This window comes from Enterobacter cloacae complex sp. FDA-CDC-AR_0132, assembly GCF_003010695.1.
Lineage (GTDB): Bacteria > Pseudomonadota > Gammaproteobacteria > Enterobacterales > Enterobacteriaceae > Enterobacter > Enterobacter ludwigii.
The window spans coordinates 3,594,455-3,611,193 of record NZ_CP027618.1; the positions used below are offsets into that span (position 1 = coordinate 3,594,455).

Below are 16,739 nucleotides of genomic sequence, written 5' to 3' on the forward strand. Positions count from 1 at the left end.
GGCGCGACGCGTGGGGGGAGGATCGGCTATCATAGAATTTTCCTGCTTCCAGAATGTGCTTTAGTGAACCCGTCGCTTATGAAACCTTTTCGTCAACAAAACCGCCCTGTCATTAGCTACGTGCCCCGCGTCGAACCCGCGCCGCCCGAACACGCCCTGAAGGTGGATGGTTTTCGTGATGTCTGGCAACTGCGCGGTAAATACGTAGCGTTTGTTCTGATGGGAGAACACTTCCGCCGTTCGCCCGCGTTTTCGGGGCCGGAGTCGGCCCAGCGATGGGCGAACCAGGTCCGCCAGGATGAAGAGATTGAAGAATAACAGCCAAAAAAAAACCGCCATCAGGCGGTTTTTTTATTCATCCGTGATTAACGGTGCGCCAGTTCAGCGTCGTCTTCACTTTCCAGAATGGTTTTATCGGTCTGCTTCAGCCACTGGCTGGTCAACGTACCGGCGGTCATGGAACCGCTCACGTTCAGCGCAGTACGACCCATGTCGATCAGCGGCTCAACGGAGATCAGCAGGGCAACCAGCGTCACCGGCAGACCCAGGGCCGGCAGGACAATCAGCGCGGCGAAGGTTGCGCCACCGCCAACACCCGCAACGCCTGCGGAGCTGATGGTAACAATCCCGACAAGCGTGGCAATCCAAACGGGATCCAGTGGGTTAATACCCACGGTCGGAGCAACCATTACCGCCAGCATTGCAGGGTAGAGACCTGCGCAACCGTTCTGACCAATGGTGGCACCAAAGGAGGCAGAGAAGCTGGCAATAGATTCCGGTACGCCCAGACGACGGGTCTGCGCTTCAACGTTCAGCGGAATAGACGCGGCGCTGGAACGGCTGGTGAACGCAAAGGTCAGTACCGACCACACTTTACGGAAGTATTTCAGCGGGCTAACGCCATTGACGCCCAGCAGGATACCGTGCACCACGAACATAATGCCCAGACCCAGATAAGAGGCGACGACGAAGCTACCCAGCTTAATGATGTCCTGCAGGTTAGAGCCGGCAACCACTTTGGTCATCAGCGCCAGAACACCGTAAGGGGTCAACTGCATCACCAGACGGACCAGCTTCATTACCCAGCTTTGCAGGGTATCGATAGCCACCAGCACGCGCTCGCCTTTCGGCGCGTCGTCTTTCAGCAGCTTCAGCGCCGCCACACCGAGGAAGGCCGCAAAGATCACCACGCTGATAATGGAGGTTGGGCTGGCACCGGTCAGGTCAGCAAACGGGTTCTTCGGCACGAAAGAGAGCACCATCTGTGGCACCGTCAGGTCAGCGACTTTACCCACGTAGTTGGTCTGAATCGCGGTAAGACGCGCCGTTTCAGCCGTACCCTGGACCAGACCTTCAGCGGTCAGCCCGAACAGGTTGGTGACCAGCACACCGACCAGAGCTGCAATCAGCGTGGTAAACAGCAGCGTACCGATGGTCAGGAAGCTGATTTTACCCAACTGGGTGGCGTTATGCAGACGGGCAACGGCGCTCAGAATAGAGGCAAACACCAGCGGCATAACGATCATCTGCAGCAGCTGGACATAGCCGTTACCGACGATGTTGAACCACTGAATAGAATCTTTCAGAACTGGATTATCGGAGCCGTAAATAGCCTGCAACGCCAGACCAAACACGACACCCATGGCCAGACCAACCAGCACTTTCTTCGCGAGGCTCCACTGTTTGTGGCGCGCCTGCGCGAGAAGCAATAGCAATACAACGAACACCACAATGTTCGCGATGAGTGGAAAATTCATCCCCGTTCTCCTGATTTATTATACGGTCGGTTTTTACCGATCCTGTTGGCGCAAGGTTATCAGAAGTGTGATGTGGCGCTTATATCCAAATGGAATGGGTTATGACAAATGGAAATAATTTGTGTGCTTAGTGTTCAATCTGGTGATTAATGAAACGATTGAACTGAAATTGCAGCGAATTGATCATCTGGGATGACCAGCGCACTGCACTGTTTTCGGGCAAGGTTTGCGGCATCCAGACGGCGTAGGCAAAGAGCGCCATACACAACACACGCTCAAGCTGATTACCTTTCTGCGGCGCAAGAATGGGCAAACGGAACCGCCAGCGGCATGGCCAGAGCAGCGGCACGCCCGCAGGTGTCAGCATATCGGCAAGGATATGGCTTAAATAACCCAGCACCATTCCCTGGATGGCATCGGCGGGCACTATCCAGCTCTCAGGGACTTTTAAATAGAAAAGGGTGAGCAGGCCGAATACAGCCAGCAGGCTGTGGGTAAACCCACGGTGACCAAACGCGCGGGCGATGGGTTTTGATATCCACTTTAGCCGCTGTCCCAGGAACGATTTTGGATGGTCGATATCGGGCAGCAGACAGGTCAACACGGCGGACGGGACAATATGCCACCAGTCCCCCTGTGCGAGCACAGGGGTAAGTTCAGCGTTTTTGGCAAAAACTGCGCACGCAATGGAAAAAAGCAGATGGCCTTCCGCCGTCATGATAAAACCCACAAAACTGTCAATTCATACAGTATAGGGTTTTTATACAGTAGACGAAAGAGGTGACGGTGTAACTGTATGTCACAAACGCGCCTAGCGCGCCAGCCAGCCCCCGTCGACGGCTAACGTATAACCGTTCACGTAATCCGAGGCGGCGGAGGCTAAAAAGACCACCGGTCCCTGCAGGTCTTCTGGTACTCCCCAGCGCCCGGCAGGTATCCGGTCGAGGATCTCCTGGCTGCGCTGCTGATCATCCCGCAGTTGCTGAGTGTTGTTGGTCGCCATGTAGCCTGGCGCGATGGCGTTAACATTGATGCCGTGTGTCGCCCATTCATTCGCCAGCAGACGCGTGATCCCTAACACGCCGCTTTTGGACGCGGTGTAAGAGGGCACGCGGATGCCACCCTGGAATGAGAGCATCGAGGCGATATTAATGATTTTCCCGCCCTGTCCCTGCGCAATAAACTGTTTAGCCACGGCCTGGGAGAGGAAAAAAAGCGATTTCAGATTCAGGTTGATGACGTCGTCCCAGTCCTTTTCGCTGAACGCGAGAGCATCTTCACGGCGTATGGTCCCGGCATTGTTCACCAGAATATCGACTCGCCCCATCTCAGCCACCGCGCTGTCAACAACGTTCTGAAGACTCTCCTGCTGACTGAGGTCGGCCCGAATCGCCCTGAACCGCCTTCCGAGTGCGCTAATGCAGGCAGCCGTTTCCTCCGGCGCTTTGCGGTTAACACCCACGATGTCGCATCCCGCCTGCGCCAGCGCAATGGCCATGGCTTGTCCCAGACCGGTATCGCATCCGGTGACGATGGCCACTTTTCCTGACAGAGTGAAGTTATCCAGTATCATACGCGCCTCAGAAGTAAGGTTATTGTCATTCTGACGCTAAGGATAGAAGCGGGGGATAAGAAAAGCAAACAAAATGAAACGATGTTTTGTTTTTAAAGCAGGCAGCCTGACGCTGCCTGAAAGGGGCGGGTTACTCGCCGCGCAGCTGCTGCGCCGTCAGCTCAACCAGTGAGTTCAGCTTTACGTCGGCAAGGGCAAAACGGGGATCGTGTCGGCCTTCCTCCGCGGGAACAACAATCGAGCGCATGCGCGCGGCCTTCGAGGCCACCATTCCGTTAACGGAATCTTCCAGCGCGACACAGCAGAGGGGATCAAGAACGAGCTTAGCGGCACAGTCGAGATAGACCTGCGGGTGCGGCTTGCTGTATGGCAACGTTTCCGCTGAGGCCAGCGCGTCGAAGCTGTCGCGCAGCTCAAACATGGTCAGCACTTTTTCCAGCATATGCAGCGGTGAAGCTGACGCCAGGCCAACTTTCAACCCCTGCGCTTTGCACAGCGCGACGGCTTCACGCACGCCGGGCAGCAGGGGCTTGCTCTCTTCCACCAGTGAGATGGCGCGGCTGATAATGCGCGCGGTCACTTCGTCGCGATCGGGTCCCACCCACGGCTGCTGGGCATACCACAGGTCCACCACCATATCGATGCGCAGACCAAGCGTATCCGGAAGTTCATTACGGCGGCTGATATCAACGCCCAGGCTGGCGATAACGTCCAGTTCGGCGCGATCCCACAACGGTTCGGAATCGATCAGTAATCCATCCATGTCAAAAATTGCGGCAAGAATCTGGCGCGGTGTCGACATCACAACGTCTCCTTATCCAGGGTGTACGACAGACGATAAATGCTAAGTGCACTCTGCAATTTAGCATATTGCCTTTAAAGAGCGGGCGAAAATGATGGTCAGCAGGTAGACTTAGGCAGAAATAACGCGTCTTTATGAAGGGGAACTGATGACGTATCAACAAGCTGGACGCATTGCTGTATTAAAACGTATTGCTGGCTGGGTAATTTTTATTCCAGCCGTCATTTCGACGCTGATCTCTGTGCTCAAATTTATGTACGATCACAGTGAAAAACAGCCAGGTATTAATGCGGTAATGCTTGATTTTGCTCATGTCATGATTGAAATGATGCGTTTTAACACGCCGTTTCTGAATGTCTTTTGGTTCAATTCGCCGACGCCGAATTTTCATCAGCAGTTGAATCTCGGGTTTTGGGTGATCTACGCGCTGATCTTTATTGGTATGGCGTTGCAGGCCTCTGGCGCACGCATGAGCCGTCAGACGCGCTTTTTACGCGAAGGTGTGGAAGACCAGATGATTCTGGAACAGGCGAAAGGCCCGGAAGGAATGAGCCGCGAGCAGATTGAGTCCCGCATTGTTGTGCCGCGTCACACCATTTTCCTGCAAATTTTCCCGCTGTATATCCTGCCAGTCATTATCATCGTGGCGGGTTACTTCTTCTTTTCGCTGTTGGGATTTCTGTAACCGATGAGGGTGGCGACATAGCCACCCGTCCCGCCATTACGCGGCAAGCACACGTTCAAGTGCCCTCTGGGCATTGACCAGATGCTCTCCGCCAAACAGAATGGCGCGGTTCATCAGTGTGTAGAGCTGATACACCGGCTGGCGCTCAAGAAAACCCTGCGGCAGAGGCAGAACGGACTGATACCCGTCGTAAATTTGCGGCGGTTGCTCAGGGTGCAGTGGCAGCATCGCCAGGTCACACTCCCTGTCGCCCCAGTAACAGGCCGGGTCGAAGATATAGGGGCCGTCAGGACCCAGCGCGCAGTTATCTGACCACAAATCACCGTGCAGCAGAGACGGCTGAGGCTGGTGGGATGCCAGACGCTGCTGAATATGTTCGACGATGGCATCGATATTGCCAAACTCCAGACCTTTCTCCGCAGCCAGTTCCAGCTGCCAGCCAATGCGTTGCTCAGCAAAGAATGTCGACCAGCGTCGTTGCCAGGCATTGGGTTGTGGGGTGGTGGAGAGGTCGTTGTCAAAATCGAGACCAAACTGCGGCTGGTCGCTCCATTGATGCAGTCGCGCTAACTGTTGGCCGAGAATGAAGGCGTTATGGGCGTCTAACGGGCGGGCAGGAAGAAATTCCATGACCAGAAAACTGTAGTCGCGGTCGCTGCCCACGGCCCAGACCTGCGGGACCGTCACCGTTTTACTGCGCGACAACAGTTCCAGCTGGTCGGCTTCGGCGGTGAAAATCGGAAGCAGCTCTCGCTCATCGCATTTAACAAAGAGATCGCGCCCGGCGTAGCGTAAGTGCCATGCGGCGTGGATTTCTCCGCCTGGCAGTTCGTTCCGCAGTTCAATTTCACCTTCACCCAGTTGCTCACTTAAAAGATGACTGATAGCCTGCCACATGTTGTCTCTCCCATGTTGTCTGCCAGATCATAAAGTTAGCGCATAATTGCGGTAAAAAAATACGAACTAACGCACACCTGAGCGGTTTAAATTCATGCAGGGCACTTATTGTTCTTTTTTCTGCCAGCTTTCCCAGGTATCAAGATCAATTTCTGCCGCTTTGTCGGTCACGCTTTCGACCAGACTGGCCGCCAGAGCGTGAACCTCTTCTTTACTCAGGGCGCTGATCAGGCCAAACGTCAGGGTGCCTAAATCATGGATATTGCCCTCGTCATCCGTGAGTGTGAGCAGGAAATTGGCCCGGGTAAAGGCGTTGTTGAGCTCATTAAGCTCGGTCAGCGACGCTTGATGAATGTTGATGGTAACGACGTAGCGGGTGATGTCACCACTGCTCATAATTCACCTCATTGTTATCTTGGAAGTTTTCTTAGCATAGTCGATAGGCTGCGTTTGGCGACTATGGCGCGTATTTCCCCTTCACAGAGAAGGGGAAAAGGGGGATTAATTTCGGGACAGGTAATCGACGATTTTTTGCGTGTCGCTAAGCGAACAGAGACGTGTGCCCTGGTTGATGGTGGCAGCGCTACCCGCTGCGACGCCGTAGCGTGTCATCTCCAGTAGCGAAGCACCCTGAGCCAGTTTCAGGGTCATCGCTCCAACCATGCTATCACCTGCGCCCACGGTACTCTGGCTTTTCATCGGCGGCGGGACAACCTGAACGGACCCCGTTTCGTCCACGGCCAGGGCACCCTGCGGGCCAAGGGAGACCACGACCCGTCGCGCTTTGCCGCTGTGAACCAATTCCTGCGCGGCGGTGAGGACATCGTCCGGCTGGTTCAGTTCGCGGTTCACCAGCGCGCTTAACTCTTTCTGATTGGGTTTAACCAGCTCAAGATTGCCCGGCGTCAGGGCTGCCTGCAGCGCCTCGCCGCTGCTGTCGACAATGCAGCGGATACCGCGTTGCTGCGCGGCCCGAATCAGCGCCGTCAGTTTTTCCGTGCTGACACCGGGCGGCAGGCTGCCGCTTATCACCAGCAGAGCACCGCTCTCAATGGCCAGCACCTTCTCTTCAAGCTGACGAAACTCATCTTCACTGAGTTTTGCACCCGGCATGACGAAACGGTATTGCTCGCCACTGGACTCCACGTGCACATGCAGGTTTTGCCGCGTCCAGTCTTTGGACTCGACGGTCTGCGAGGCCACCTGTTCATCGGCCAGCAGAGAGACCAGGTGCTCACCGGTCGCGCCGCCTGCAGGGAAAATTGCTGTCGCCTTTCCACCGAGGTGCGTTATGGCTCGCGCCACATTGATACCGCCGCCGCCGGGCTCAAACACCGGGGCGCTGCAGCGCAATTTACCTTCCGGGTAAATCTGGGGCGTCAGGGTGGCGGAATCGAGGGAAGGGGAGAGCGTCAGGGTGTAGATAGAAACCATCATTACCTCCTTTTAGCGTGGGTTCCTTTTAGTCTGGCACCATTTGTCAGGAAGGCAATGTAAATAACAGTATGATTTTAAATATGAATACTGACATAAAGTCTGCGGCGGCTTATATAAAATAAAACGCTTTTTGAGATCGTTCTTATTCAAAAAATGAAATAAGAAATCATTGCTATGTTATTTGCGGCTTTTTATAATTTGTTACCTTTCTCTGGACGCCTTGTCATTGATCCTCAAGAAAGTTTCCGGGACCGTGTGGTCTCTTTTTTTGTTGTACGGACTCCTTAATAAAATGAAGCTTTTGAAGACAGTACCCGCTGCACTGATGCTGGCGGGTGGCGTGTTTGCTGCAATGAACGCGACCGCAGATGATTCCGTTTTTACTGTCATGGACGATCCAGCCACCGCGCAAAAACCGTTTGAAGGTAACCTGAACGCTGGCTATCTTGCACAATCCGGTAACACGAAAAGCTCCTCTCTCACGGCGGACAGTACGCTGACCTGGTACGGTAATACCACCGCCTGGTCTCTGTGGGGAAATGCCAGTAACACCTCCGCGAATGACGAACGCTCTTCCGAGAAATATGCGGTTGGCGGACGTAGCCGTTACAACATGACCGACTTTGACTACCTGTTTGGTCAGGCCAGCTGGTTAACTGACCGTTACAACGGCTATCGCCAGCGTGATGTGTTCACTGCCGGTTACGGTCGTCAGTTCCTGAACGGTCCGGTACACAGTTTACGTTTTGAATTCGGTCCAGGCGTGCGCTACGACGAGTACACCGACGGCGAAACCAAAACTCAACCGCTCGGTTACGCTTCCGGCACCTATGCCTGGCAGATGACTGACAACACCAAATTTACCCAGGGGGTGTCTGTGTTTGGTGCCGACGATACGACGCTGAACTCAGAAACAGCGCTGAACGTGGCCATCAACGAACACTTTGGCCTGAAAGTGGCCTACAACGTCACCTGGAACTCTTCTCCTCCTGATTCTGCTCCGGATCATACCGACCGCAGAACCACGGTTTCACTGGGTTATAAAATGTAATATTCTCGGGCCGATTACGCTATCGGCCCGTTTTTTATTTTTTGAAACTGTGCTGTTTTATATTAAACGCTGTTTTGAAATATCTGGTCTGCTGATATCTCCATCATTTCTTCATAATGCATTTTCATTAATTTGCGGCTTATTTGACACGAATTGATAACGTAATAGGCTAGGCAAAAGTGTGATCTGGATCTACACTCTTAGCACGGGCAGAATTCGGCCTTAAGGTATTTAGCATTATTAGTATTAAATGTAGAAAGAGAAAAAACATTATGAAAAAAATCAAAACTGCCGCAGCAGCGATGGTGCTTTCCGCACTGTCTTTTGGCGTATTTGCTGCTGATGAAACCACCCCGACAGCCAGTGAGACCCACAGCCAAATCGGCATTGCGAAAGCCGTTGACGTTGAAGCCGGGTCTAACATCGCGCCAGCCTCTCAGTCCACCGGTCAGTCTATGAATGATGCTTTTGACGTCCATAAACTGGTTGCAGGTGAATGGTCCTGATGGGTTTTGCCGTGTTGTTATTGACGTTTAAACGCTAATTCATCGCGCCAAAAAAACCGGATTTTGTGGTACCGGTTTTTTCGCGGCAAACCTATTTGACGTAAACCTATCGTCCGTATTTCGTCCTGGCGGTGAATACCCGCAAAAGGGTATTACGGATAACGATGTTATTCCCTGCGCAGTTATTTATATTCACGTTCAGCCCCAAATCATTGCCGCCCAACGCAGAAGCAGCATCGCGCCGCAGATGGCAATCAGCACCAGTACCATTTTCCAGTGTTTTACGGCAAATCGTTTTGTTGGCATAACCTGATCCTTGTAAGTTGATGCGAACAGTCTACCAAACAGGGCGGGGAAATGCCCCTTCTCCAGTGGTGAATCAGGTTATGCCTGCTTCCGGTTCGGTTAGAACCAGTGGAATCGTTCTGCAAGAATCAACAATAAACCGGTGGCTGAAAGGATGTTCAATATCACAACCGTTCTACTTGATACGTTCATGGTATGCACCTTTGGGTTTAAAGACTTGTTCAAGAGTAGCCCAGCATCTCTGGAATGCGAGCACCGGAGATATGCGCCCTGCAAATTCATGCGAAAGTGCCAGCGCAGCAATCTGCCAGCAAAGGGTGCAATCTCTCTTTTGTTAGTGTTACCATTGCAGGGCTTGCCGTAAATCCGCATTTATCTGATTTTCGGCGGGTGAATGATCGCGAGCCAATTTGACGATTGTTGGTCAGATGGTGTCGTAATCTATTGTCAAATCACGATTATTTTCTTTGTATATGCTCTTATGTGTGGGGCATCACTGCAAATAAGGATATAAAATGCCTGTAATTACTCTTCCTGATGGCAGCCAACGCCATTACGACCACGCTGTAAGCCCAATGGATGTTGCCCTGGACATTGGTCCTGGACTCGCGAAAGCAACCATCGCTGGCCGTGTTAATGGTGAGCTGGTTGATGCATCTGACCTGATTGAAAGCGATGCGCAGCTGTCTATCATCACAGCGAAAGACGAAGAAGGTCTGGAGATCATTCGTCACTCCTGCGCGCACCTGTTAGGTCATGCGATCAAACAGCTGTGGCCGAACACCAAAATGGCGATCGGTCCGGTTATCGACAACGGTTTCTACTATGACGTTGACCTTGACCATACCCTGACTCAGGAAGATATCGACGCGCTCGAAAAACGTATGCACGAGCTCGCCGAAACTAACTATGACGTCATTAAGAAGAAAGTCAGCTGGCACGAAGCGCGTGAAACCTTCGTGAAGCGTGGCGAGAGCTATAAAGTCTCTATTCTTGATGAAAACATCTCTCATGATGACAAGCCTGGCTTGTACCATCACGAAGAATACGTCGACATGTGCCGTGGTCCGCACGTGCCGAACATGCGCTTCTGTCATCACTTTAAGCTGATGAAAATCGCGGGCGCCTACTGGCGTGGCGATAGCAACAACAAGATGTTGCAGCGTATCTATGGTACCGCGTGGGCCGATAAAAAAGCCCTTAACGCCTACCTGCAGCGCCTGGAAGAGGCGGCTAAACGTGACCACCGTAAAATCGGTAAGCAGCTTGACCTGTACCACATGCAGGAAGAAGCGCCGGGTATGGTGTTCTGGCACAATGACGGCTGGACTATCTTCCGTGAACTGGAAACGTTCGTACGCTCCAAGCTGAAAGAGTACCAGTATCAGGAAGTGAAAGGCCCGTTCATGATGGACCGTGTGCTGTGGGAAAAAACCGGCCACTGGGACAACTACAAAGATGCGATGTTCACCACCTCTTCTGAGAACCGTGAATACTGCATTAAGCCAATGAACTGCCCGGGCCACGTTCAGATCTTCAACCAGGGTCTGAAATCCTACCGCGATCTGCCGCTGCGTATGGCAGAGTTCGGTAGCTGCCACCGTAACGAGCCATCAGGTGCATTGCACGGTCTGATGCGTGTTCGTGGCTTTACTCAGGATGATGCGCATATCTTCTGTACTGAAGATCAGGTTCGCGATGAAGTTAACGCCTGTATTCGTATGGTCTACGATATGTACAGCACCTTTGGCTTCGAGAAGATCGTTGTCAAACTCTCAACGCGTCCGGAAAAACGTATCGGTAGCGATGAGACCTGGGATCGCGCAGAAGCGGATCTCGCCGTGGCGCTGGAAGAGAACGGCATTCCGTTCGAATACCAGCTGGGCGAGGGCGCATTCTACGGTCCAAAAATTGAATTTACCCTGTATGACTGCCTCGATCGCGCATGGCAGTGCGGTACTGTACAGCTGGACTTCTCCCTGCCGCAGCGTTTAAGCGCCTCTTATGTTGGCGAAGACAACGAACGTCAGGTACCGGTTATGATTCACCGTGCAATCCTCGGTTCTCTGGAGCGCTTCATCGGCATCCTGACTGAAGAGTTTGCCGGCTTCTTCCCAACCTGGCTTGCGCCAGTGCAGGTCGTGGTGATGAACATTACCGATTCTCAGGCTGAATACGTTAAAGAATTGACGCAGAAACTACAAAATGCGGGCATTCGCGTAAAAGCAGACTTGAGAAATGAGAAGATTGGCTTTAAAATCCGCGAGCACACTTTACGTCGTGTCCCGTATATGTTGGTCTGTGGTGATAAAGAGGTGGAAGCAGGCAAAGTTGCCGTTCGCACCCGCCGTGGTAAAGACCTGGGGAGCCTGGACGTAAGTGAAGTGATTGAGAAGCTGCAACAAGAGATTCGCAGCCGCAGTCTTCAACAACTGGAGGAATAAGGTATTAAAGGCGGAAAACGAGTTCAAACGGCACGTCCGAATCGTATCAATGGCGAGATTCGCGCCCAGGAAGTTCGCTTAACAGGTCTGGAAGGCGAGCAGCTGGGGATTGTGAGTCTGAGAGAAGCGATCGAAAAGGCTGAAGAAGCTGGAGTAGATTTAGTTGAAATCAGCCCTAACGCCGAACCGCCAGTTTGTCGTATCATGGACTACGGCAAGTTCCTTTATGAAAAGAGTAAGTCTTCTAAGGAACAGAAGAAAAAGCAAAAAGTTATCCAGGTTAAGGAAATTAAATTCCGTCCTGGTACCGACGATGGCGATTATCAGGTAAAACTCCGCAGCCTGATTCGCTTTCTGGAAGATGGCGATAAGGCCAAGATCACACTGCGTTTCCGCGGTCGTGAGATGGCCCACCAACAGATTGGTATGGAAGTGCTTAACCGCGTCCGTGACGATCTGAGTGAACTGGCAGTAGTCGAATCCTTCCCTACGAAGATCGAAGGCCGCCAGATGATCATGGTGCTCGCTCCTAAGAAGAAACAGTAAGGCCTTCAAGCAGCAAAACCTGTGGAGCCTTCGGGTCTCATAGGTTTTGTTCGCCTATGTTTCGTTTATTTAACAATGCGAAGTGGAAGTAATTAAGATGCCAAAAATTAAGACCGTACGCGGTGCTGCTAAGCGCTTCAAAAAAACCGGTGGTGGTGGATTTAAGCGTAAGCACGCAAACCTGCGTCATATTCTGACCAAAAAATCTACTAAGCGTAAACGTCACCTGCGTCCAAAAGGCCTTGTTTCTAAAGGCGATCTGGGTCTGGTTATCGCGTGCCTGCCGTACGCATAAGCCGTTAACGTTTAATTTTTTACTAAGAATATAGATACAGGAGAGCACATATGGCTCGCGTAAAACGTGGTGTAATTGCACGTGCACGTCACAAGAAAATTTTGAAACAAGCTAAAGGCTACTACGGTGCGCGTTCACGCGTATACCGCGTTGCCTTCCAGGCTGTTATCAAAGCAGGTCAGTACGCTTACCGTGACCGTCGTCAACGTAAGCGTCAGTTCCGTCAACTGTGGATTGCGCGTATCAACGCAGCAGCACGTCAGAACGGTATTTCTTACAGCAAATTCATCAACGGCCTGAAAAAAGCCTCTGTTGAAATCGACCGTAAGATCCTGGCTGACATCGCAGTATTCGACAAAGTAGCGTTCACCGCTCTGGTCGAAAAAGCGAAAGCAGCACTGGCATAAGCCAGTTGAAAGAGGGGGCTTCGCTCCCTCTTTTCATTTAACACCATCAGAACATTGACTTTTACCCGTGCAACCTTTTCAATATGGTCTTAACGGTTTTTTACCACACAAGGTAACGCAAGCATGAATGCTGCTATTTTCCGCTTCTTCTTTTACTTTAGCACCTGAATTCAGGAGGCTAGCGCGTGAAAGATGAAACGAAAAACAGCGCCAGATAAGCCTCCTGATGGAGGCTTTTTTTGTGTCTAAATTCGAGAGAATAACTCCACCAAATCGGTGTCTGCACCGACATAATGAGGAAAATCATGTCACATCTCGCAGAGCTGGTTGCCAGTGCAACAGCCGCCATTAATCAGGCCTCAGATGTTGCCGCGTTAGACAATGTCCGCGTCGAATATCTCGGTAAGAAAGGGCATTTGACCCTTCAAATGACAACCCTGCGTGAACTGCCGCCAGAGGAACGCCCGGCAGCGGGTGCGGTCATTAACGAAGCCAAAGAGCAGGTGCAACAGGCACTGAACGCACGCAAAGCTGAGCTGGAAAGCGCGGTGCTGAATGCGCGTCTGGCGGCAGAGACTATCGATGTCTCCCTGCCGGGTCGCCGTATTGAAAATGGTGGCCTGCATCCGGTTACCCGCACCATTGATCGCATTGAAAGTTTCTTCGGTGAGCTCGGCTTTACCGTGGCGACTGGCCCGGAAATCGAAGATGATTACCACAACTTCGACGCCCTCAATATTCCAGGCCATCATCCGGCACGTGCTGACCACGACACTTTCTGGTTCGACGCCACCCGTCTGCTGCGTACTCAGACCTCGGGCGTTCAGATCCGTACCATGAAGGAACAGGAGCCCCCGATCCGCATCATCGCACCGGGCCGCGTGTACCGTAACGACTACGATCAGACCCATACCCCGATGTTCCATCAGATGGAAGGCCTGATTGTTGATAAGAACATCAGCTTTACCAACCTGAAAGGTACGCTGCACGATTTCCTGAACAACTTCTTTGAGGAAGACCTGCAGGTTCGTTTCCGTCCGTCCTACTTCCCGTTCACTGAACCGTCTGCGGAAGTTGACGTGATGGGTAAAAACGGCAAATGGCTGGAAGTGTTGGGCTGCGGCATGGTGCATCCAAACGTTCTGCGCAACGTGGGTATCGATCCAGAAGTCTACTCCGGCTTTGCGTTCGGTATGGGCATGGAGCGTCTGACAATGCTGCGCTATGGCGTGACCGATTTGCGTGCATTCTTCGAAAACGATCTGCGTTTCCTCAAACAGTTTAAATAAGGGCAGGACAGAACAATGAAATTCAGTGAACTGTGGTTACGCGAATGGGTGAACACCACGCTTGATAGCGAAGCGCTTTCCAACCAGATCACCATGGCGGGTCTGGAAGTTGACGGTGTTGAGCCGGTTTCTGGCGCTTTCAATGGCGTCGTTGTGGGCGAAGTGGTTGAGTGCGGTCAGCACCCTAACGCTGACAAGCTGCGTGTGACAAAAGTTAACGTAGGCGGCGATCGCCTGCTGGATATCGTCTGCGGCGCGCCAAACTGCCGTCAGGGCCTGAAAGTGGCCGTGGCGACCGTGGGGGCTGTACTGCCGGGTGATTTTAAAATTAAAGCAGCGAAACTGCGCGGGGAGCCGTCTGAAGGCATGCTGTGTTCGTTCTCTGAGCTGGGTATTTCCGACGATCACAATGGCATCATTGAGCTGCCGCTTGATGCGCCTATTGGTACCGACATCCGCGAATACCTGAAACTCGATGACAACACCATTGAAATCAGCGTGACGCCAAACCGTGCGGACTGCTTAGGCATTATCGGCGTGGCCCGCGATGTGGCCGTGCTGAACCAGACTGAACTGAACGCACCGGAAATCGTACCGGTTGACGCTACCATCAGTGACACACTGCCGATTCAGGTTGAAGCCGCTGAGGCGTGCCCACGCTACCTTGGTCGCGTGGTGAAAGGCATTAACGTAAAAGCGCCAACCCCGCTGTGGATGAAAGAGAAGCTGCGTCGCTGTGGTATTCGTTCTATCGACGCCGTCGTTGACGTGACCAACTATGTTCTGCTGGAGCTGGGTCAGCCGATGCACGCGTTCGATAAAGATCGTATCGAAGGCGGTATTGTGGTGCGTATGGCGAAAGAGGGCGAAACCCTGGTTCTGCTCGACGGCACCGAAGCAAAACTGAATGCTGATACGCTGGTGATCGCGGACCACGTTAAAGCGCTGGCGATGGGCGGTATCTTCGGTGGTGAACACTCCGGTGTAAACGATGAAACGCAAAACGTTCTGCTGGAGTGTGCGTTTTTCAGCCCGCTCTCTATCACCGGCCGCGCACGTCGTCACGGCCTGCATACCGATGCCTCTCACCGTTATGAGCGTGGCGTCGATCCGGCACTGCAGCACAAAGCGATGGAGCGTGCGACGCGTCTGCTGATCGACATCTGCGGCGGTGAAGCGGGCCCGGTTATCGACGTCACCCACGAAGCGACGTTGCCGAAGCGTGCGACCATTACCCTGCGTCGTAGCAAGCTGGATCGTCTGATTGGTCACCATGTTGCTGACGCACAGGTCAGCGATATCCTTCGCCGCCTGGGTTGTGACGTGACCGAAGGGCAGGACGAGTGGAAAGCCGTTGCGCCATCCTGGCGTTTCGACATGGAGATCGAAGAAGATCTGGTGGAAGAAGTGGCTCGCGTATACGGCTACAACAACATCCCGGATGAGCCTGTTCAGGCGGGTCTGGTGATGGGAAGCCACCGTGAAGCAGATTTGTCTCTTAAGCGTGTGAAAACCATGCTGAACGACAAAGGCTATCAGGAAGTGATCACCTACAGCTTTGTTGATCCAAAACTGCAGCAGATGATCCATCCGGGCCAGGAAGCGCTGATCCTGCCAAGCCCAATCTCCAGCGAAATGTCCGCGATGCGCCTGTCCCTGTGGACCGGTCTGCTGGGGACTATCGTTTACAACCAGAATCGTCAGCAAAACCGCGTGCGAATTTTCGAAAGTGGTTTACGCTTTGTACCGGATAATCAGGCAAATTTAGGCATCCGTCAGGATCTCATGCTGGCTGGTGCCATCAGCGGTAACCGTTACGAAGAGCACTGGGACCTGGCAAAAGGCACGGTTGATTTCTACGATATGAAGGGAGATCTGGAAGCAATTCTCGATCTGACCGGTAAATTATCTGAAATTGAATTCCGTGCAGAAGCGATCCCTGCGCTGCATCCAGGCCAGAGTGCAGCTATCTATTTAGACGGCAAACGCATTGGTTTCATTGGCGTTGTTCATCCTGAGCTGGAGCGCAAGCTGGACCTGAACGGCCGTACCATCGTGTTCGAGCTGGAATGGAGCCCGGTTGCAGACCGCGTTATTCCTCAGGCCCGCGACGTCTCACGCTTCCCGGCAAACCGCCGTGATATCGCGGTTGTGGTCGCGGAAAATGTGCCCGCAGCAGATATTTTGGCCGAATGTAAGAAAGTTGGCGTAAATCAGGTAGTTGGCGTAAACTTATTTGACGTGTACCGCGGCAAGGGCGTAGCAGAAGGTTTCAAGAGCCTCGCTATTAGCCTTATCCTTCAGGATACCAGCCGTACACTCGAAGAAGAGGAGATTGCCGCTACCGTCGCCAAATGTGTAGAGGCATTAAAAGAGCGATTCCAGGCATCATTGAGGGATTGAACCTATGGCGCTTACAAAAGCTGAAATGTCAGAATATCTGTTTGATAAGCTTGGGCTTAGCAAACGAGATGCCAAAGAGCTGGTAGAGCTGTTTTTCGAAGAGATCCGTCGTGCTCTGGAAAATGGTGAGCAGGTAAAACTCTCCGGTTTTGGCAATTTTGATTTGCGTGACAAAAACCAACGTCCGGGCCGTAACCCAAAGACGGGGGAAGATATTCCGATTACAGCCCGCCGCGTGGTGACCTTCAGACCCGGCCAGAAGTTAAAAAGCCGTGTCGAAAACGCAACGCCCAAAGCAGAGTAATATGAACTAACTAAAAAGGCCGCTCACGCGGCCTTTT

21 protein-coding genes and 1 other annotated feature are annotated in these 16,739 nt (G+C 52.6%); of the genes, 12 read left to right on the forward strand and 9 right to left on the reverse strand.

Annotated elements, in window-relative coordinates; translation table 11 throughout:
* The first annotated feature begins 63 nt into the window (after positions 1–63).
* Positions 64–318 (forward strand): cell division activator CedA, encoded by a 255-nt coding sequence (cedA, locus tag AM379_RS17370; protein ID WP_071605472.1) that lies wholly within the window; start codon positions 64–66, stop codon positions 316–318.
* A gap of 47 nt (positions 319–365) precedes the next feature.
* Here the strand turns inward: cedA and AM379_RS17375 are convergent, their stop codons facing one another.
* From AM379_RS17375 to hxpB, 4 genes are all read right to left on the reverse strand, one after another.
* Positions 366–1,757 carry an L-cystine transporter gene (locus AM379_RS17375; protein WP_106503957.1) on the reverse strand — a complete coding sequence of 464 codons (1,392 nt, stop codon included), beginning with the start codon at positions 1,755–1,757 and terminating at the stop codon, positions 366–368.
* A gap of 127 nt (positions 1,758–1,884) precedes the next feature.
* Positions 1,885–2,475, reverse strand: a complete 591-nt coding sequence (locus tag AM379_RS17380) for a metal-dependent hydrolase (protein ID WP_020884412.1) — start codon at positions 2,473–2,475, stop codon at positions 1,885–1,887.
* Positions 2,476–2,568: 93 nt separating this feature from the next.
* Entirely contained in the window at positions 2,569–3,330 is a 762-nt protein-coding gene (gene kduD, locus AM379_RS17385) for a 2-dehydro-3-deoxy-D-gluconate 5-dehydrogenase KduD (protein WP_032677969.1), read from the reverse strand.
* A 130-nt stretch (positions 3,331–3,460) separates the two neighbouring features.
* Positions 3,461–4,132 carry a hexitol phosphatase HxpB gene (hxpB, locus tag AM379_RS17390; RefSeq protein WP_032677970.1) on the reverse strand — a complete coding sequence of 224 codons (672 nt, stop codon included), beginning with the start codon at positions 4,130–4,132 and terminating at the stop codon, positions 3,461–3,463.
* A gap of 148 nt (positions 4,133–4,280) precedes the next feature.
* Here hxpB and AM379_RS17395 point away from each other — a divergent pair, with 148 nt between their 5' ends.
* A complete protein-coding gene (locus AM379_RS17395) occupies positions 4,281–4,817 on the forward strand; it encodes a YniB family protein (RefSeq protein WP_014169686.1) in 537 nt (178 codons plus the stop codon).
* A 36-nt stretch (positions 4,818–4,853) separates the two neighbouring features.
* On the opposite strand, the gene AM379_RS17400 is transcribed toward AM379_RS17395, so the two are convergent.
* The 3 genes from AM379_RS17400 to pfkB form a co-directional block, all read right to left on the reverse strand.
* Positions 4,854–5,714, reverse strand: coding sequence for a fructosamine kinase family protein (locus AM379_RS17400; protein ID WP_014169687.1), 861 nt, complete (start codon positions 5,712–5,714; stop codon positions 4,854–4,856).
* A 105-nt stretch (positions 5,715–5,819) separates the two neighbouring features.
* On the reverse strand, positions 5,820–6,110 hold the full coding sequence (gene ghoS, locus AM379_RS17405; RefSeq protein ID WP_014169688.1) for a type V toxin-antitoxin system endoribonuclease antitoxin GhoS: 291 nt from the start codon (positions 6,108–6,110) through the stop codon (positions 5,820–5,822).
* A 105-nt stretch (positions 6,111–6,215) separates the two neighbouring features.
* Entirely contained in the window at positions 6,216–7,148 is a 933-nt protein-coding gene (gene pfkB / locus AM379_RS17410; protein WP_032677972.1) for a 6-phosphofructokinase II, read from the reverse strand.
* Between the two features lie 295 nt (positions 7,149–7,443).
* On the opposite strand from pfkB, the gene AM379_RS17415 reads away from it, so the two are divergent.
* Together AM379_RS17415 and AM379_RS17420 are read left to right on the forward strand one after the other, a co-directional pair.
* The gene (locus tag AM379_RS17415; RefSeq protein ID WP_025204400.1) at positions 7,444–8,202 is read left to right on the forward strand and encodes a DUF481 domain-containing protein; all 759 of its coding nucleotides are present in this window, start codon (positions 7,444–7,446) and stop codon (positions 8,200–8,202) included.
* A gap of 272 nt (positions 8,203–8,474) precedes the next feature.
* Positions 8,475–8,708, forward strand: a complete 234-nt coding sequence (locus AM379_RS17420) for a hypothetical protein (RefSeq protein ID WP_032677973.1) — start codon at positions 8,475–8,477, stop codon at positions 8,706–8,708.
* Between the two features lie 198 nt (positions 8,709–8,906).
* On the opposite strand, the gene yniD is transcribed toward AM379_RS17420, so the two are convergent.
* The gene (yniD, locus tag AM379_RS17425; protein ID WP_008500658.1) at positions 8,907–9,014 is read right to left on the reverse strand and encodes a small membrane protein YniD; all 108 of its coding nucleotides are present in this window, start codon (positions 9,012–9,014) and stop codon (positions 8,907–8,909) included.
* A gap of 99 nt (positions 9,015–9,113) precedes the next feature.
* Complete coding sequence (yncL, locus tag AM379_RS24565) at positions 9,114–9,386, reverse strand: stress response membrane protein YncL (protein WP_071605471.1); 273 nt, start codon at positions 9,384–9,386, stop codon at positions 9,114–9,116.
* 143 nt (positions 9,387–9,529) lie between these two features.
* On the opposite strand from yncL, the gene thrS reads away from it, so the two are divergent.
* The 8 genes from thrS (at position 9,530) to ihfA (ending at position 16,702) form a co-directional block, all read left to right on the forward strand.
* Entirely contained in the window at positions 9,530–11,458 is a 1,929-nt protein-coding gene (gene thrS, locus AM379_RS17435) for a threonine--tRNA ligase (RefSeq protein ID WP_014169692.1), read from the forward strand.
* 3 nt (positions 11,459–11,461) lie between these two features.
* Positions 11,462–12,004: a translation initiation factor IF-3 gene (gene infC, locus AM379_RS17440; protein WP_023616141.1), complete on the forward strand. Its 543-nt coding sequence runs from the start codon at positions 11,462–11,464 to the stop codon at positions 12,002–12,004.
* Between the two features lie 97 nt (positions 12,005–12,101).
* Entirely contained in the window at positions 12,102–12,299 is a 198-nt protein-coding gene (gene rpmI / locus AM379_RS17445) for a 50S ribosomal protein L35 (protein WP_003030583.1), read from the forward strand.
* Positions 12,300–12,349: 50 nt separating this feature from the next.
* A complete protein-coding gene (gene rplT / locus AM379_RS17450; RefSeq protein WP_000124850.1) occupies positions 12,350–12,706 on the forward strand; it encodes a 50S ribosomal protein L20 in 357 nt (118 codons plus the stop codon).
* Between the two features lie 118 nt (positions 12,707–12,824).
* Positions 12,825–12,949, forward strand: a sequence feature (Phe leader region).
* Positions 12,830–12,874 (forward strand): pheST operon leader peptide PheM, encoded by a 45-nt coding sequence (gene pheM / locus AM379_RS17455; protein ID WP_001386830.1) that lies wholly within the window; start codon positions 12,830–12,832, stop codon positions 12,872–12,874. It overlaps the preceding feature by 45 nt.
* Positions 12,950–13,011: 62 nt before the next feature.
* Positions 13,012–13,995, forward strand: coding sequence for a phenylalanine--tRNA ligase subunit alpha (pheS, locus tag AM379_RS17460; protein WP_020884406.1), 984 nt, complete (start codon positions 13,012–13,014; stop codon positions 13,993–13,995).
* A gap of 15 nt (positions 13,996–14,010) precedes the next feature.
* Positions 14,011–16,398: a phenylalanine--tRNA ligase subunit beta gene (gene pheT / locus AM379_RS17465; RefSeq protein WP_106503958.1), complete on the forward strand. Its 2,388-nt coding sequence runs from the start codon at positions 14,011–14,013 to the stop codon at positions 16,396–16,398.
* 4 nt (positions 16,399–16,402) lie between these two features.
* Positions 16,403–16,702 carry an integration host factor subunit alpha gene (gene ihfA / locus AM379_RS17470; protein WP_003857805.1) on the forward strand — a complete coding sequence of 100 codons (300 nt, stop codon included), beginning with the start codon at positions 16,403–16,405 and terminating at the stop codon, positions 16,700–16,702.
* Positions 16,703–16,739 lie beyond the last annotated feature (37 nt).

What these genes read in the sequence shown, in the direction of transcription:
- AM379_RS17375 (WP_106503957.1), bottom strand. Translation starts at nt 1,757, where the DNA reads ATGAATTTTCCACTCATCGCGAACATTGTGGTGTTCGTTGTATTGCTA.
- AM379_RS17380 (WP_020884412.1), bottom strand. Translation starts at nt 2,475, where the DNA reads ATGACGGCGGAAGGCCATCTGCTTTTTTCCATTGCGTGCGCAGTTTTT.
- kduD (WP_032677969.1), bottom strand. Translation starts at nt 3,330, where the DNA reads ATGATACTGGATAACTTCACTCTGTCAGGAAAAGTGGCCATCGTCACC.
- hxpB (WP_032677970.1), bottom strand. Translation starts at nt 4,132, where the DNA reads ATGTCGACACCGCGCCAGATTCTTGCCGCAATTTTTGACATGGATGGA.
- AM379_RS17395 (WP_014169686.1), top strand. Translation starts at nt 4,281, where the DNA reads ATGACGTATCAACAAGCTGGACGCATTGCTGTATTAAAACGTATTGCT.
- AM379_RS17400 (WP_014169687.1), bottom strand. Translation starts at nt 5,714, where the DNA reads ATGTGGCAGGCTATCAGTCATCTTTTAAGTGAGCAACTGGGTGAAGGT.
- ghoS (WP_014169688.1), bottom strand. Translation starts at nt 6,110, where the DNA reads ATGAGCAGTGGTGACATCACCCGCTACGTCGTTACCATCAACATTCAT.
- pfkB (WP_032677972.1), bottom strand. Translation starts at nt 7,148, where the DNA reads ATGGTTTCTATCTACACCCTGACGCTCTCCCCTTCCCTCGATTCCGCC.
- AM379_RS17415 (WP_025204400.1), top strand. Translation starts at nt 7,444, where the DNA reads ATGAAGCTTTTGAAGACAGTACCCGCTGCACTGATGCTGGCGGGTGGC.
- AM379_RS17420 (WP_032677973.1), top strand. Translation starts at nt 8,475, where the DNA reads ATGAAAAAAATCAAAACTGCCGCAGCAGCGATGGTGCTTTCCGCACTG.
- yniD (WP_008500658.1), bottom strand. Translation starts at nt 9,014, where the DNA reads ATGCCAACAAAACGATTTGCCGTAAAACACTGGAAAATGGTACTGGTG.
- yncL (WP_071605471.1), bottom strand. Translation starts at nt 9,386, where the DNA reads ATGCGGATTTACGGCAAGCCCTGCAATGGTAACACTAACAAAAGAGAG.
- thrS (WP_014169692.1), top strand. Translation starts at nt 9,530, where the DNA reads ATGCCTGTAATTACTCTTCCTGATGGCAGCCAACGCCATTACGACCAC.
- rpmI (WP_003030583.1), top strand. Translation starts at nt 12,102, where the DNA reads ATGCCAAAAATTAAGACCGTACGCGGTGCTGCTAAGCGCTTCAAAAAA.
- rplT (WP_000124850.1), top strand. Translation starts at nt 12,350, where the DNA reads ATGGCTCGCGTAAAACGTGGTGTAATTGCACGTGCACGTCACAAGAAA.
- pheS (WP_020884406.1), top strand. Translation starts at nt 13,012, where the DNA reads ATGTCACATCTCGCAGAGCTGGTTGCCAGTGCAACAGCCGCCATTAAT.
- pheT (WP_106503958.1), top strand. Translation starts at nt 14,011, where the DNA reads ATGAAATTCAGTGAACTGTGGTTACGCGAATGGGTGAACACCACGCTT.
- ihfA (WP_003857805.1), top strand. Translation starts at nt 16,403, where the DNA reads ATGGCGCTTACAAAAGCTGAAATGTCAGAATATCTGTTTGATAAGCTT.